Annotated in this window: 15 protein-coding genes and 1 other RNA gene; 4 read left to right on the top strand and 12 right to left on the bottom strand. The window is 67.2% G+C overall.

All coding sequences use genetic code 11. The features are described from left to right. The first annotated feature begins 492 nt into the window (after positions 1 to 492). The 3 genes from RMO12_RS01440 to RMO12_RS01430 all read left to right on the top strand — a co-directional run bounded on the left by RMO12_RS01440 (position 493) and on the right by RMO12_RS01430 (position 3,345). The gene (locus RMO12_RS01440; RefSeq protein WP_309637934.1) at positions 493 to 696 is read left to right on the top strand and encodes a hypothetical protein; all 204 of its coding nucleotides are present in this window, start codon (positions 493 to 495) and stop codon (positions 694 to 696) included. 191 nt (positions 697 to 887) lie between these two features. Continuing rightward, positions 888 to 2,831, top strand: coding sequence for a B12-binding domain-containing radical SAM protein (locus RMO12_RS01435; RefSeq protein ID WP_309637933.1), 1,944 nt, complete (start codon positions 888 to 890; stop codon positions 2,829 to 2,831). A gap of 19 nt (positions 2,832 to 2,850) precedes the next feature. Beyond that, positions 2,851 to 3,345: a YgjP-like metallopeptidase domain-containing protein gene (locus tag RMO12_RS01430; protein ID WP_309624777.1), complete on the top strand. Its 495-nt coding sequence runs from the start codon at positions 2,851 to 2,853 to the stop codon at positions 3,343 to 3,345. Positions 3,346 to 3,418: 73 nt separating this feature from the next. On the opposite strand, the gene RMO12_RS01425 is transcribed toward RMO12_RS01430, so the two are convergent. The 11 genes from RMO12_RS01425 to RMO12_RS01375 form a co-directional block, all read right to left on the bottom strand. Next, complete coding sequence (locus RMO12_RS01425; RefSeq protein WP_309637932.1) at positions 3,419 to 3,922, bottom strand: hypothetical protein; 504 nt, start codon at positions 3,920 to 3,922, stop codon at positions 3,419 to 3,421. 61 nt (positions 3,923 to 3,983) lie between these two features. Next, the gene (locus RMO12_RS01420; protein ID WP_309624775.1) at positions 3,984 to 4,784 is read right to left on the bottom strand and encodes a crotonase/enoyl-CoA hydratase family protein; all 801 of its coding nucleotides are present in this window, start codon (positions 4,782 to 4,784) and stop codon (positions 3,984 to 3,986) included. Between the two features lie 11 nt (positions 4,785 to 4,795). Then, on the bottom strand, positions 4,796 to 5,944 hold the full coding sequence (locus RMO12_RS01415; RefSeq protein ID WP_309624774.1) for an acyl-CoA dehydrogenase family protein: 1,149 nt from the start codon (positions 5,942 to 5,944) through the stop codon (positions 4,796 to 4,798). A 12-nt stretch (positions 5,945 to 5,956) separates the two neighbouring features. After that, positions 5,957 to 7,027, bottom strand: a complete 1,071-nt coding sequence (locus RMO12_RS01410; protein ID WP_309624773.1) for an acyl-CoA dehydrogenase family protein — start codon at positions 7,025 to 7,027, stop codon at positions 5,957 to 5,959. Positions 7,028 to 7,112: 85 nt separating this feature from the next. Beyond that, complete coding sequence (locus RMO12_RS01405; RefSeq protein ID WP_309637931.1) at positions 7,113 to 7,931, bottom strand: coniferyl-alcohol dehydrogenase; 819 nt, start codon at positions 7,929 to 7,931, stop codon at positions 7,113 to 7,115. A gap of 5 nt (positions 7,932 to 7,936) precedes the next feature. Beyond that, complete coding sequence (locus tag RMO12_RS01400) at positions 7,937 to 9,064, bottom strand: iron-containing alcohol dehydrogenase (RefSeq protein ID WP_309637930.1); 1,128 nt, start codon at positions 9,062 to 9,064, stop codon at positions 7,937 to 7,939. Between the two features lie 194 nt (positions 9,065 to 9,258). Continuing rightward, positions 9,259 to 10,986 carry an NAD(P)/FAD-dependent oxidoreductase gene (locus RMO12_RS01395; RefSeq protein WP_309637929.1) on the bottom strand — a complete coding sequence of 576 codons (1,728 nt, stop codon included), beginning with the start codon at positions 10,984 to 10,986 and terminating at the stop codon, positions 9,259 to 9,261. After that, entirely contained in the window at positions 10,956 to 11,870 is a 915-nt protein-coding gene (locus RMO12_RS01390; RefSeq protein ID WP_309624770.1) for an alpha/beta hydrolase, read from the bottom strand. Before RMO12_RS01390 ends, RMO12_RS01395 begins: the two co-directional genes overlap by 31 nt. Positions 11,871 to 12,190: 320 nt before the next feature. Next, positions 12,191 to 12,532, bottom strand: a complete 342-nt coding sequence (locus RMO12_RS01385; protein ID WP_309624769.1) for a hypothetical protein — start codon at positions 12,530 to 12,532, stop codon at positions 12,191 to 12,193. A gap of 45 nt (positions 12,533 to 12,577) precedes the next feature. Beyond that, entirely contained in the window at positions 12,578 to 12,967 is a 390-nt protein-coding gene (locus RMO12_RS01380; protein ID WP_309624768.1) for a VOC family protein, read from the bottom strand. A gap of 36 nt (positions 12,968 to 13,003) precedes the next feature. After that, complete coding sequence (locus RMO12_RS01375) at positions 13,004 to 13,234, bottom strand: LysR family transcriptional regulator (protein ID WP_405029600.1); 231 nt, start codon at positions 13,232 to 13,234, stop codon at positions 13,004 to 13,006. 286 nt (positions 13,235 to 13,520) lie between these two features. Between RMO12_RS01375 and RMO12_RS01370 the strand changes: the two genes are divergently transcribed. Continuing rightward, the gene (locus RMO12_RS01370; protein WP_309637928.1) at positions 13,521 to 14,762 is read left to right on the top strand and encodes a CaiB/BaiF CoA-transferase family protein; all 1,242 of its coding nucleotides are present in this window, start codon (positions 13,521 to 13,523) and stop codon (positions 14,760 to 14,762) included. Positions 14,763 to 14,979: 217 nt separating this feature from the next. Here the strand turns inward: RMO12_RS01370 and ssrA are convergent. Beyond that, positions 14,980 to 15,120, bottom strand: a transfer-messenger RNA (tmRNA) gene (gene ssrA, locus RMO12_RS01365); the annotation flags it as partial.

Here is a 15,120-nt window from a genome sequence, read left to right as displayed (position 1 = left end):
CGAAGGCAGCTCGGTGGCATCACAAGAGACTACCGGTGGCTAGCCTGAAGCGGTCCCGGGGTTTGTCGGGAGCCGGTCAGCGGTAGGCGTGCATTGCTGCCAGGAAAGTCTGCCGCATCAGGGGTGGCGGCTGTTCCTGCAAGAGCCGAGGGCCATGGATGGGTGAACCCGTGGCGATCCGCGGCGGCAAACGGGACGTGAAGGTCCATTGTTGACCGCACAAGGTTTATACCCGCGGTCCAATCGGCAATTCGGAACTGACACGCCGAATCTCCCGGGGCGGCGCAGGCGAACGCGGCTCTCGCGAGCTCGCGCGCCACGGCAACGCACGCAGCGCACGCACCAGCGAGTGCAGCGCGGCGCCGAGCATGAGGTTTGCCGCGCTTGGCTTCGGCCACATCGGCCGGTCGGAAGGCCCATTGCCATGAAGCTTCACACACGCGCGGCACTTGCCGCTTTCTCGTGCGCGTGCGCGGTGCCAGCGATGCGCCGATGGGCGACAAACGCGCGGGCGGCTCCAAGGCCGATGCCATGCAGGCGTGCAAGGACTTGACCGAGGCTCCGGCACGCGCCGACTGCATGACGAAGGCCGAGTCCGATGACAGCGGCTCGGGCGACGGCTCGATGCGCGGCAGCGGTAACAGCCGTTCGGACATGCCGGATTCGACGAGTCCAGGTCAGATGCCCAGGCAGTAGCGGTTGCCGGGCATTAGAAGGAAGCTCGAGTCCGAGCGCCGGTGTCGCCCGGCAACCGGCGCTGACGAATCAGCGCGGAGAATCGGCGCCTCGCCCTGAGTACCAGGTCGCCGATAAGCGGTGCGTGCCTCGGCAAGGGCGAGCCCCGATCCCGCCACGCCCGCGACCCTTCGCTTACCGCCTCGCTCACCATGCCGTCCCAGCCTGTCCGCGTCCTGTCCGTCATCGCGCCGATGACGCAGCTCAACACGCCCTACCCGTCGACGGCCTACCTGACTGGCTTCCTGCGCTCGCGTGACATCGATGCGGTGCAGGAAGACCTGGCCTTGGGGCTCGCCCTTGAACTGTTGTCGCCCGGCGGCCTGGCGGCGATCCGCGCGCACATCGCGGACCTGACGGCACCCCAGCGCACACCGCTGGTCACGGCTTTCGACGCACGCTTCGACCGCTACGCAATGACGATCGCGCCCACTGTGGCATTCCTGCAGGGACGTGACGCGACACTCGCGCACCGCATCGCCAGCCGCGACTTCCTGCCCGAAGGGTCGCGGTTTGAATCGCTGGCCGTGTACGAAGACCAAGGCGGCGGCGACCCGATGGCCTGGGCCTTCGGCGTGCTGGGCGTGCAGGACCGCGCCCGCCACGTGGCAACGCTCTACCTCAACGACATCGCCGACGTCGTGCGCGACGCAGTCGACCCGCGCTTCGAGTTCGTGCGCTACGGCGAGAGCCTGGCGCAGAGCCAGCCCACCTTCGAGCCGCTGGCCCAAGCCCTGGCGGCGCCGCTCAACCTGGTGGACCTGCTGTTGCGCGCGCTGACCTTGGCCGCGCTCGAGCGCCACCGGCCCACGCTCGTGCTGGTGTCGGTGCCCTTCCCCGGCGCGGTCTACGCGGCGTTTCGCATCGCGCAGGCCATCAAGGCGCACGACCCGGGCATCGTCACCGCGCTCGGCGGCGGCTTCGTCAACACCGAGCTGCGTGAACTGACCGAGCCGCGCGTGTTCGACCATTTCGACTACCTCACGCTCGACGCCGGCGAGCGGCCGCTGCTCGCGCTGCTGGAACACCTGGCGGGCAAGCGGTCGCAGAGCCGGCTGGTGCGCACCTTCGTGCGCACGCGTGAGGAGACCACGCCAGAGCGCGCACCGGCGAGCGCGGCGTCGGCCACGGTGCGCTACATCAACTTCGTCGAGGCCGACGTGCCCTTCGCCGACGTCGGCACGCCCACCTGGGACGGTCTGCCGCTCGAACGCTACCTGTCGCTGCTGGACATGCTCAACCCGATGCACCGGCTGTGGTCCGACGGGCGCTGGAACAAGCTGACCGTCGCGCACGGCTGCTACTGGAAGAAGTGCAGCTTCTGCGACGTGAGCCTGGACTACATCTCGCGCTTTGATGCCGCCACCGCCCACACGCTGGTGGACCGTATCGAGACCATCGTCAAGGAGACCGGCGAGACCGGCTTTCACTTCGTCGACGAGGCCGCTCCGCCCAAGTCGCTCAAGGCGCTCGCCGTTGAGCTGGAACGGCGCAAGTTGGCGATCTCTTGGTGGGGCAACATCCGTTTCGAGAAGTCGTTCACTCCCGCGCTGTGCCGGCAGCTGGCCGACAGCGGCTGCATCGCCATCTCCGGTGGGCTGGAGGTCGCTTCCGACCGGCTGCTCACACTCATGAAAAAAGGCGTCTCGGTCGACCAGGTCGCTCGCGTCACACGCGGGTTTTCCGACGCCGGCATCCTGGTACACGCCTACCTGATGTATGGGTTTCCCACCCAGACCGTCCAGGACACGGTGGACGCGCTCGAGTACGTGCGCCAGCTGTTCGCGGCGGGCTGCATCCAGTCGGGCTTCTTCCACCGTTTTGCCTGCACCGTGCATTCACCGGTGGGCCGCGACCCCGCGGCCTACGGCGTGACCTTGCAGCCGCTGCCGCGGGTGAGTTTTGCCAAGAACGACATCGGCTTCATCGACCCGAGCGGCGTGAACCACGACGCGCTAGGCGGGGCCCTGAAGAAGGCGCTCTACAACTACATGCACGGCCTGGGGCTGGACGAAGACGTGCGCAGCTGGTTCGACCTGCCGGTGCCGAAGACGCGGGTGGCACGCCACCGCATCGAGCGGGCGCTGCTCGCGTAGACCGGTACCGCGTCGCGCCATGAAGTACCTGCTCGGCTACCCGCCCGAACTGCTGGCCCGGGTGAGCCAGCTCATCGCGCAGGGCCGCCTGGGCGAGAGCCTGCGCGAGCGCTACCCCGACGCCCACGATGTGCGCACCGACCCGGCGCTGTACGACTACGTGGCCGAGCTCAAGCGCCGCTTCCTGCGCAATGCCCCACCGCTGGCCAAGGTGGTCTACGACAGCCGGCTGCAGGTCGTGCGCAACGCCCTGGGCACGCACGCCAGCGTGTCGCGCGTGCAGGGAACGCGGCTACAGAGCAAGCATGAAATCCGCGTGGCTAGCCTGTTCAAGCAAGCCCCGGCCGCCTTCCTGAGGATGATCGCCGTGCATGAGCTGGCGCACCTGAAGGAGCCCGCGCATGACAAGCGCTTCTACGCGCTGTGCTCGCATATGGAGGCCAATTACCACCAGTTGGAATTCGATGTGCGGCTGTGGCTGACCGCGCGCGAGCTGCCGGTGACGGCCGGCTGAGCCGTCCGCGCGAGAGCGCCGCGCCGTGCAGCAAGAGCGCCGTGCCCGGCGCGCGCAACGTGCCCCGCGTGCGTCAACGCGGCTTGTTGAATCCGTTCTCGATCCACGCGCTGGCGCTGGCTGCATCTAGCCTGAAGCCCGCGGCCACGCGCACGCTGGCCAGCGGCTCACCGGCCACGTCCGACGCACTCAGCACCGCGTAGGCGTCGTCGTCGTCGGGCACGATGTCGAGCATGACGGTGATCGCCCCGGCCTGCGCGGCCACGGTGAGGCGCTTGTGCAGCCGCGCATGCAATTGCTGCTCGTGGCGGCGCAGTACTTCCGAGGCGGTCTTTACCAGCGTGTTGAACGCCGCCGTGTCCAGGGGCTTGGGGTTTTTCTTGTCGCGCCCCATCGTCCAGGGGCCCACCAACGCAGGTTCGGCAACGCCCTGCTTGATCATCTCCACGGCCCAGCCTTCGTCGTCTTCATTCTTGATGACGCGCGCCGTCCAACCGTTGTCGCGCCACAGGCCGGGCTCGCGCAACGATTCGGGAGCATCGGCTCCAAGGGGCTCGGGGGTCGTGTTCGATGTCATGACCGAAATGGTACGTGGCAAGCGTCGCAGTGGAGCGCGGTGGCGTGTGCCTGCGCCGGCCTCATTGACCGGTGAACTGCGGCGGCCGCTTTTCCAGGAAGGCCGTGACGGCCTCGCGGTGATCCTGAGAGGTGTGGGCCAGGGCCTGCATCTGCGCGGCCAGTTCGAGCAAGGGGAGTTGCGCCATCTCCCGGCCCTGCTGCAGCAGACGCTTGGCCATGCGCAGCGCGTGCGGCGGGTTGGCGGCGATGCGATCGGCCAGCGCGCGGGCGGCCGACAGCAGCTCGGCATCGGGCACCACGCGCGACACCAGGCCGCAGGCCAGGGCGGCTGGCGCGTCCAGCATGTCGCCGGTGAACGTCATCTCGCAGGCCTTGGAGAAGCCGACCACGCGCGGCAGCAGCCAGGCGCCGCCGTCGCCGGGAATGATGCCCACCTTGACGAAGCTTTCGGCGAAGCGCGCACTCTCGCCCGCAATGCGGATGTCGCACATGCAGGCGAGATCGCAACCCGCCCCGACCGCGGGGCCGTTGACCGCGGCGATGATCGGCACGTCCAGCGCAGCAAAGGCGCGCGTGATGCGCTGGATGCCGCGCGTGTAGTAGGCCGGCGTGTCGAGCGGAGCCTGTGCTCGCGCATCCAGATCGGCCGCCATCGCGCGCAGGTCACCGCCGGATGAGAACGCCGAGCCGGCGCCGGTCAGGATCGCGACCCGCACGTCGCGCGTGGCGCTCAGCCGCTCCAGCGCGCCGACCAGTGCATCCACCATGCCGGCCTCCGAGATCGGGTTGCGACGTTCGGGCTGGTTCAGCGTGAGGGTGACCACGCCGCCGTCCTGCGCGAACAGCACTGAATCCATCATGAGCGCACTCCTTATCGCAAGCCAAGACCGCGGGCGATGATGCCGCGCAGGATTTCGCGTGTGCCGCCGCGCAGCGAGAAGGACGGCGCATGCAGGGTCAGATAGGCCAGCACGGCCGCATAGGTGTCGCCGCCGGCCTCGGGCGGGACGAGCTGGCGGGCGATCTCCACAATCTCCTGCTCGACCAGCGCGCCCAGGTCCTTGACCATCGCTGCTTGCAGCGCCGGATCGGCCCCCGCCGCCAGCAGCCCGGCCACCGAGCGCGACAGGCGGCGCAGGCTGGCGATGTGCGCCGCCAGGCGGCCCACGGCAATCGCCGCGCGCTCCGACGGGTCGCGCCCGATCACGCGCATCAACTCGACCAGCAGTGCGAACGAAGAAAGAAAACGCTCCGGGCCGCTGCGCTCGAAGGCGAGTTCGCTCATCACCTGCGACCAGCCGCCGCCCTCGGTGCCGATCAGCGCGGTCTCGGGCAGGAACAGGTCCTGCAACACCACCTCGTTGAAATGGTGCTCGCCGGTCAAGGCATCAATGGAACGGATCGTGACGCCCGGCAGTGTGAGGTCGACGAGAAACTGGCTGGTGCCGCCGTGGCGATCGGCGGTTTCGTCTGGCCGGCCGGTGCGGCAGAACATGATCATCGTGTGGCACAGATGGGCGTTGGTGGTCCAGAGCTTGGTGCCGTTGACGACCCAGCCGCCCGCGACACGCGTCGCGCGGGTGCGCACGGACGCCAGGTCGGAGCCGGCGTCCGGCTCGCTCATGCCGATGCAGAAGAAATGCTCGCCCGCGGCCATGCGTGGCAGCAAGCTCAGGCGCTGCGCCTCGGTGCCGTAGCGCAGCAGGTTCGGGCCGCTCTGGCGGTCGGCGATCCAGTGCGCGGCCACTGGCGCGCCGGCCGCGAGCATCTCCTCCAGCACCACGTAGCGCTCCAGTGCGCTGCGCTCATGACCGCCGTAGCGCTTGGGCCAGGTCATGCCGATCCAGCCGCGTGCGCCGAGCCTGCGGCTGAAGTCGGCGTCAAAACCATTCCAGCTCTCGGCGCGTCGCAAGGGACTGCGCTCGGCGAGCTCGGTCGCGAGGAAATCGCGCACCTCGCCGCGCAGCGCTTCGGCTTGCGGGCACGGCGGCGGCGAAGGGAAGGAGAACAGCGAGGACATCTTCGCGAGCCCCTACAGCGCGGTGAGCTCGGGCCAGAGTCGGTCGGCTCCGGCGGCCGCGAGATGCCGTCCGAGCAGCAGATTCCACTCGGCCTCGCCGCCGTATTCGTCGCGCCAGGCCCACAGACGCCGGGTCAGGAAGTGCAGGCTGTGCTCGTAGGTGAAGCCGATCGCGCCGTGGATCTGGTGCGCAATGGCCGCGCCGATGCCGGCGGCTTCGCCCGCACGACTCTTGGCCACAGCGATCGCCGGCAGACGCAGCCCCTCGGCGAAACCCTGAGCGCCAAGGTCGGCGGCGGCGGTGGCCGCGGCTGCCTGAGCGGCCAGCACGGCCAGGTTCTGCTGCACGGCCTGGAAGCCGCCAATGGGCTTGCCGAACTGACGCCGCTCGCCGGCGTACTGCACCGTCATCTCGGTGATTCGCTGCAAGGCGCCCGCGATCATCAGACTGCGCGTCACCGCGCCGGCCGCGCGCAGTTGCGGCAGCCCGATGCCCCGCGCCGCGCCGGCCACCGCCGCGCCCGGCAGCGACGCATCAAAGCGCAAGCTGTCGCGCGGCTCGCCAGCGACATTCATGACGGGCTGCAGCGCCCAATCCCCGGGGCGGCGCAGCACGGCGACGAAGGCCCGGTCCTGCGCCATCACCAGCGCCACCACGGCCACAGCGGCGCGGCCCCAGGCCACGCCGCTGCACTCACCGCTCAATCGCCAACCCGAGCGCTCGGGCTGAAGCTCGAGCCCCGCGCCGGCGACCAGCGCGAGCGGCCCGTCGGGTACCGGCAGGCCGGCACCGGCCAGCAGCCAGCCGGCCAGCATGGTCTCGGGCAGCGGCACCGGCAGCCCGACCCGACCTGCCTCGCGCAGCAGGCCCAGCGCGTCGGACACCGGCACGCCGAAACCGCCAGCCGACTCGGGCAGCAGGGCCGCCGGCAAGCCGGCATCGGCGATGGCCTGCCAGAGGGTGGCAGGCCATTCGCCGCGTTCGACTCCCGCCAGCACGGCCGCCGTGACGTGATCACGAAACAGGCGCGAAGCGCTCTCGCGCAGCAGCGCGTCGTCGCTTTCGCAGGCTGCCTGGTTCATGTCCGTCTCCCCCCTGCGGGGTGGCGGCCCGCCGAGCGCGCCAGGAAGCTGCCGGTGCGCAACACCGGTGGTATCGCTCGGCTCATCACGGTGCCTGCGTCTTGCGGCTGTTGAGCAGCGGCGAGTCGTTCTTGTCGATCCAGCCGGTGACGAGGCCCGCCGTCAAACCGCGATCGACCGCCAGATCGCGCCCATTGATGCAGTCGGACGGCCCGGTCGCCAGGAAGCGCAGCACGTGGGCGATGTCCATCGGTGTCGATGCGCCACCGGTCTGCTCGATCACCCAATCGAGCTGGCCCGCTCCGGCCTGGATCTTGAAGGCCGGCAGCAGCGGCGTGTCCACCGGTCCGGGGCTCACGCTGTTGCAGCGCAAGCCACGGGAGCGGGCTGGCCCGGCCAGTTGCATCGTGTAGACGACCACCGCCTCCTTGCTGAAGTGGTAGGCGCCATTGGCGTCCAGCGGATGCTGCTCGAACCAGCGCAGGCCGGCGGCGAAGTCGGGCTGCGCCAGAAATTGTGTGAGCTGCGCAAGGCGTCGCTGCCAGTTGAAGCCGGCGATCGAGGCGACGCTGACGATCGCGCCGCCCGGGTTCAGCCGGTCGATCACCGCTTCGGTCAGATGCTTCAGACCCAGGATGTTGACCCTCATGATCAGGGCCGGGTCCACCGTGCCGGGCACGCCGGCCACGTTGAGCAGGGCATCGAAGCGTCCGTCGATCTGGCGCAGGGCCGCATCGATGGAGTCGGGCTCCGACAAGTCGCACTGCACGTGCTGCGCGGCCTGCGGCGGCGCGGTCTGGATGTCCAGACCGACGACTTCGTCGCCATCGGCCGCGAGCAGCTCGCAGCACGCTCGGCCGATGCCGGAGGAGGCGCCTGTCAGCAGGATTCTCTTGCGTGCCATCGGCATCACATGGCCTCGCGAAACAGCATCGCGTAGTCCTCGGCGCCGATCGGCCTGGCGTTGGTGCGCGTCGAAAGGTCGGCCACTGCGTGCGGCAGCATGTCATCGATCAGGTCGGCCGACAAACCCATCGCGGCCAGCCCCTTGGGCAGCCCGATTGCAGCGTTCATGCGTTCGATCTCGCGCGCCAGGTCCGCGCCCTCGGGCAGCCCCATCGCCTGTCGGATGCGCACATACGGCCGCGCGCAGGCGCGCTCGTTGAAGCGCAGCACGGCGGGCAGGATCACGGCATTGAGGGTGCCGTGGTGCAGGCGCAGCGACTTGAGGCGCCCCGCCGCGTGGCTCATCGAATGCACGGCGCCCAGCCCCTTTACGAAGGCCAGCGCACCTTCGGTCGATGCCATCATCATTTCCCAGCGCGCCTGGCGGTCCGACCCGTCTTCGACCGCCCGCCGCAGGTGGCGCCAGCCGCGCCAGAGACCGTCGAGTCCGATCCCGTCGGCCGGCGGGTTATCGCTGGGGGCGAGGATCGCCTCGATGCAGTGCGTGATGGCATCCATGCCGGTGGCCGCCGTCGTCAGCGGCGAAAGGCCCAGCGTCAGCTCCGGGTCACACAGTGACATCTTGGGCAGGAACTGCGGGTTTACGAAGGTGAGCTTGCGGCCATCGTTCATGCTGATCAGGAAGCCCATCGACGCTTCGCTGCCGGTGCCCGCGGTGGTCGGGATCGCAATCAGCGGCGCGACCTCTTTGACCCGCTTGTTGCCGCCTTTCAAGGGGTCGTATTGATCGAGGGGGCCACCGCTGAGTGCCAGCAGAGCCACCGCCTTGCCCAGGTCCATCGGCGAGCCGCCACCGAGGCACACGACACCGTCGCAGCCTGCGCTGCGGTACAGCGCCAGCGCCTCGGTCACGGCGTCTTCGGTCGGATTGGCCGGCGTTGCGTCGTAGATGCACACGGGTTCCGGCAAGTCGAGGGTGTCGACGATTCGCTCGACCAGCCCGGCCGCGCGCAGACCCGCATCGGTGGCGATCAGGGGGCGCACGATCCCGAGTTTTGCCAGAGCCTCGGGCAAATGCTTCACGGCGCCGAACTCGAAGCGAATGGGGTTCCCGTAATTCAGCAAAGCCATTCCATGTTTCAGAATCTAGTGGTGCGCGCGTGGGCTTTCCGAATGTCGGCGGTCGTTGGCGGCCGGCCGCCCAGCCGCAACGACCGATGGTCTGGTCGGCTGCGCGAGGGGCATGCGGCCGCCCGCTCCTCGACGGCCTGCGCAAGCGGCCGCCCGGCAAAAAACCTGCTCGCCGCGGTCAAGATGCGCTTCACTCATGCTGTGAGCACGAAGCCCTCATAGCCGTTCTGCGCGCTTTCCTGGCATTTCTGCAGGTAGAGGGGCAGCCCGCCCGGGTAGTTGAGACTCTCCCGCTTTTTGCCGGGAATGTTGGCGCCCATGTACCAGGAGTCGGTCTGGGGGAACAGCGTCATGGCCGCCACCTCGTTGGTGTGGGCAGCCCAGGCGTCGTCCGCCTGCGGTGTCGATTCAATTCGCTTGTAGCCCTTCTCACGCATGTACTCGAGGCACTCGATCACGATGTCACCCTGCAGCTCGGCGGCCGTCGGGCCATTCAGGAAGGCAGTCGGCGCTTGCGGGCCATACACGAACAGCAGGTTCGGGAAGCCGGCGCTGGCCAGTCCCAGGTTGGCTCGGACGCCGTCGCGCCAGCGGTCGTTGATGGTGACGCCGCCGACACCGCGGATGTCGATGTTGAGGATGCCCCCCGTCACCGCATCGAAGCCGGTGGCAAGCACCAGAATGTCAAGCGTGTGTTCCTTGCCATCCTGCGTGACGACACCGTTCGGTGTGACCCGCTGGATTGGGTTCTCGCGGATGTCGACCAAGCTCACGTTGCTCTGGTTGAACACCTCGAAGAAGCCGTTCTCGAGGCACGGGCGTTTGGTACCGAAGGCATACGGCGCGGTATCGGGGGCGAGCTTCTTCGCGATGGCCGGATCCTTGATGCGGGGTCGCGTCTTGTCGCGCCAAAACCCGTAGGCCGTGTCGTTGGCTTCCTTCTTTATCAGCACGTCGTTGAAGGTTCCCAGCCAGAAGTAAAAGCCAGCCTTGGCCCACAGCCCCTCGTAGGTGGCTTTGCGCTCCTCCGGCGACACTTCCAGCGCCCCCTTGGGAATGAAGTCGAAGTCGAAGCCGGCGAAGGTATGACGCCGGATGGCGAAACGATCCGGATAACCGGCCTTCAGCTTGGTCTGAGTTTGGACGTCGGTCTTGCGCGGGCCCATGGGCAGGGCCAGGTTGGGTGTGCGCTGGAATACGGTCAGATGGGCGGCGGTCTTGGCCACTTCCTGCGTGACCTGGATCGCACTGGCGCCGGTGCCGATCACGCCGACGCGCTTGCCGGCGAAATCGAGGTCTTCCTGCGGCCACAGGCCGGTATGCGGTTTGGGTCCGACGAATGTCTCCAGGCCTTCGATCTTGGGGATGTAGGGCTTGGCCGCAAAGCCGGTGCATAGCACGACAAAGCGGCTGCGGAACTGCTCGCCGCTGCTCGTCTGCAGCGTCCACCGGCTGTCCTGCTCGTCGAAATTGGCTGCCGTCACGCGCGCGTTGAACTGCGTGTCCTTGCGGATGTTCCATTTGCTGTCGACGTAATTGAAATAGCGACGCAATTCCTCCCAGCCGGGGTAAATCTCGGTCCAATTCCAATCGCGCCACAGCTTCTCGTCCGAGAACTCGTAGATGGGAGCGTACGAATCGACCCGAGCACCGGGGTAGCAGTTCCAGTACCAGATGCCGCCGAGATCGGCGCCGGCATCCAGCAGCCGCACCGAGAAGCCGAGTTCGCGCAAGCGGTGCAACTGGTAGACCCCCGAAAAGCCGGCGCCAACCACCACCACGTCAAACTCGTTGGTCGCCTCGACACCATCGGGTGCGCAGGCCTTGGATTCAGTCGCGTTCATGATGAGCATGTCTCCATATTTGTCGTTATTAACGGTCCCCGCGGCGATCAGCTCAGACCGAGCTTGGGTCGCACCCACTGCGCCATTTGCTGGATGGCGGCGTCGGCTTCCGGCGCCGTGCCGGCAAGGAAATGGAAGACATGCTGCATGTCGGCATACAAATCAAGTTTCACGTCAACGCCGGCCTGCTTGGCGCGCTCCACGATCCGGCGGCTGTCGTCCACCAAGGTCTCGGCATCGCCGACCTGGATATAGATCGGCGGAAAGCCGGAGTAGTCCGTGTAGAGCGGGTTGGCAAGGGGGTGCTTCGGATCGCCGTTCGGGCCGATGAACAGGGAACCCATAACGTTCGTGGTGCCGCGCGACACCAACGCGTCCCTGCTCTCGTTCGTGTCGTAGGTCGTCCCGGAGGTGTCCCAGCCCGCCCAGGGCGACATCGGCAGCGTCGCGGCCGGAATGGGCAGCCCGTTCTGTCGCGCCGCCGCGATCGTGGTTAGCGCCAGCGCGCCGCCGGCCGAATCTCCCGTGAAGGCGATGTGCGCAGCGCTCAGGCCGTCCTGCTGCAACAGCCAGCGGTAGGCCGTGAGCATGTCGTTGACCGGACCGGGATGGGGATTCTCCGGCGCACGTCGGTAATCCACGATCAACGCCCGGCAGCCGACGGCCTTGGCGACGTGCCCGAACAATTTGCGATGGGTGTACATCGATCCCACCACGTAGCCGCCGCCGTGTGAGCACAGCAGCGCACGGTCTTGCACGCATCCCTTCGGAATGGCCCACATGGCGGGCACACCGCCGGCATCGACCTCGATGTAATCAACGCCGCCCGGCTCGGTAGTCACATCGCCCCAATGCGAGAACAGCCGCCGGATCTCATCGAGCGACATGTCCTGTCTCTGGGTCATCGCAGTGACCCAGCCTGCATAAAGATTCTTCAATTCGTCGGATTGCGCACTGGCCATGGTGTGTCTCCTGATTGATGAGGACGGTGGGTGGAAAGGGCGCTCGAGACGCCTCTATCGGGAACGGCGACGATCACGGAGTCCGTTGTGCGTCTCGTCGTGTAGAACTCTTCTGTCGCGGCGTGATGTTCGCCTTGCCGCGAACGATGCCGCGCCGCATGACGATTCGCAGCGCGCCGCGCGGTGGCCTGCGACAGACAGGCCGGGGAGCCCATTGCTGCGTTCATCCGAACTCCTGGCTGCGCGGGCGCACGCGGCAAGGTTGATGACTATCGTCTCATGCCGGTTCGGCAACTGGAAGCTGAGCACATCGCCTCGCTTTAATCCGCAGCGACGCAGGGACGCCACCCGCCGCGCGGCTTGCGCATACAACTCAGCGAAGCCGAGATTTGCAGCGGCCCGTCGACCGCGGCCACACGGCCCGGCATCTGGCGCGCCCGCTCGCTGGCACTGCCCGCTAGCGTGATGCCGCGCCACGCACCGCTGAAGGAGTGACGGGCAATGGCGTCAGCGTTCAGACGGACCGTCCAGCCGCTTGCATCACGAAGCGTCATGCAATCCTCGTCATGCGCTGGTGCACAGCATGCAGGTTGCCGGCGAAGGTTCAGCTTCGAGAAGCACACGAATCCTTCGGCAAACACGGTCGACTTGTGATCCGCCATGTCAGCAATTCGTGCTTAAAGCTTGTAGAGGCGCGGTGTCATGACTCAGCGGCGCTCGACCAGCTCCACCACATTGCCATCGGGATCCTGGAACATCGCGATGAAGACGCCGGGCATCAACTCCCGCTTGGGCAGATCGAAGATCACGCCGGCCGCCTCACAGGCCGCACAAACCTCGTCGAGGTTCGTGACCGGGAAGGTCAGGTAGCGCAGGCCGAGGACCCGCGCCACACCCTGCGTCCCCGCCGGCGGCTTCTCCTTGGGATCGACGAGCTTGACGAAGCTCTCGCCGAAGCGCAGGCGATACATCCGACCGAAGGGGACCTCGACCTCCTCCAGCTTCTCGAGGCCCAGCACGCCCTGGTAGAAGCGCAGGCTCCTGGCGATGTTGCTGACCACGATGCCGATGTCGATGCAACGGCGTGCGGGCTTCATGCTCATCTGATGTCTCCGATCAACAAGTTGGAATGCTTACTCAACTGCGAACTCCAGACCGAGCCCGTCCAGTCGGGCCGTCACCTGACGGGCATAGGCCTCACCGGCCGGTGTGAGGACAACGCCGCAGCGTATGCGCCTGAACATTGTCGTGCCAATAAAGCCCTCGAGCGATGCGATCTGCCGCGAAATGGTCCCCTGGGTGAGCGCCAGCTCGCCGGCCGCCGGGGTGTAGCTACTGTCGAGCGGCCGCGTCGAAGCAGCCAAGGGCCTGAAGCGGTGGAATCTTGCGTCGCATGACACTCCCCTTGATCAGCGCACAACAGCACCGTCTAAACAGTGCCCACTCGTGTTTGAGGAAGCGTTGTCCATATATTCTTGATCGGAATATCTGGATGAGCATTCTTCGTTTGCCGACATCCCGATGCTTCACCTAGCATCTCCGCGCACTAGTCAACAACCGTCGCACGTGAAGGCTTCTGCGTGCGGCCCTTCCCCGAACGATGTTCCGGACAGCTTTCCAGTGGGACGACCCCCTGCTACTCACCCAACAATGAGCCTTGCTGCGCCGCGCCCCGCACCGCTGGCCGGAGTGCGGGTGCTGGATCTCTCGCGCGTGCTGGCGGGCCCCTGGGCCGGCCAGTTGCTGGGCGACCTGGGGGCCGATGTGGTCAAGGTCGAACGCCCCGGTGTCGGCGACGACACGCGCGCCTGGGGCCCGCCCTACCTGCTCGACAGGCAAGGCCACAGCACCGGCGAGGCCGCCTACTTCCTGTGCGCCAACCGCAACAAGCGCTCGGTCACCATCGACTTGGCCGCACCTGACGGTCAAGCGCTGGTGCGTCGACTGGCGCAGCAGGCCGACGTCCTGCTGGAGAACTTCAAGCAGGGTGGCCTGGCGCAATACGGGCTGGACGCGAAGAGCATGCTCGCACTGAACCCGCGGCTGGTGGTGTGCTCGATCACCGGCTTCGGCCAGACCGGCCCCTACGCGCAGCGCGGCGGCTACGACTTCCTGATCCAGGGCATGGGTGGGCTGATGAGTCTGACCGGCCGCGCCGAGGGCACCGAAGGCGCCGGACCGCAAAAGGTCGGGGTCCCACTGACCGACATCATGACGGGCCTGTACGCCACCATTGCTGTGCAGGCCGCACTGGCCGAGCGCGAGCGCTCTGGCCTCGGCCAGCACATCGACCTGGCCTTGCTGGACGTGCAGATCGCCGTGTTGGCCAACCAGGCATCGAGCTATCTGAACAGTGGTTCTGTGCCTGAACGCATGGGCAACGCACACCCTACCGTCGTGCCCTACCAAGACTTCCCCACTGCCGACGGCGACATGATCCTGGCCATAGGCAACGATGGCCAGTTCGCGCGCTTCTGCACGGCCGCCGGGCATCCCGAATGGGCGGCCGACGAGCGCTTCAGCACCAACCCGCAGAGGGTAGTGAACCGCGCCACGCTGATCCCGTTGATGCGCCAGGCCACGGTGCTGCGGACCACGCTCGAGTGGACGGCGACGTTGGACCCGGTCGCTGTACCCTGCGGCCCGATCAACCGGCTGGACGAAGTGTTTGCGGACGAGCACGTGCGCTCGCGCGGCGTGCGCATCGAGCTGCCGCACCCGACGGCCGGCCACGTGCCGCTGGTGGCCAACCCGATCCGGCTGTCGGGCTCGCCAGTCGAGTATCGGCGTGCGCCGCCGCTGCTGGGCGAGCACACCGACGAGGTGTTGGTCGACTGGCTGGGCCTAGCGGACCACGAGATCGCGCGCCTGCGCCGACACGGTGTTCTGTGAGGGAGCCCCGCCGCTTCGACATAGGGCAATGCGGGCCGGCGCGGCACCAACGATTCCACCCCCGACGCTCGTGCCAGTAGCATGACACCTCGGTCAGCCAGGAATCTGTCGGGTCACTTCAAGCCGTTGCGAAGCAACTTCATGTACGTCATGCGGCCCCTAAGCCGTTGATTTGCTTGGGGGTTTTATCTTTTGCGACCCCTTGCGGAGCCTTTGTTGGTGGAGCCGGGGGGAATCGAACCCCCGTCCGCAAGCCATCACCGGGTAGATCTACATGCTTAGCTTGCTGATTTGAATCTCACGCTGCCGTCGCGCAGAAGCACGCTACGGACAGCGCCAGTCACTAAGTCTCGTTGAA

Source organism: Methylibium sp., assembly GCF_031393925.1.
Classification (GTDB): Bacteria; Pseudomonadota; Gammaproteobacteria; order Burkholderiales; family Burkholderiaceae_C; genus Methylibium.
The sequence above is the reverse complement of the archived record's forward strand: the minus strand, read 5'-3'. Positions and strand labels throughout refer to the sequence as shown.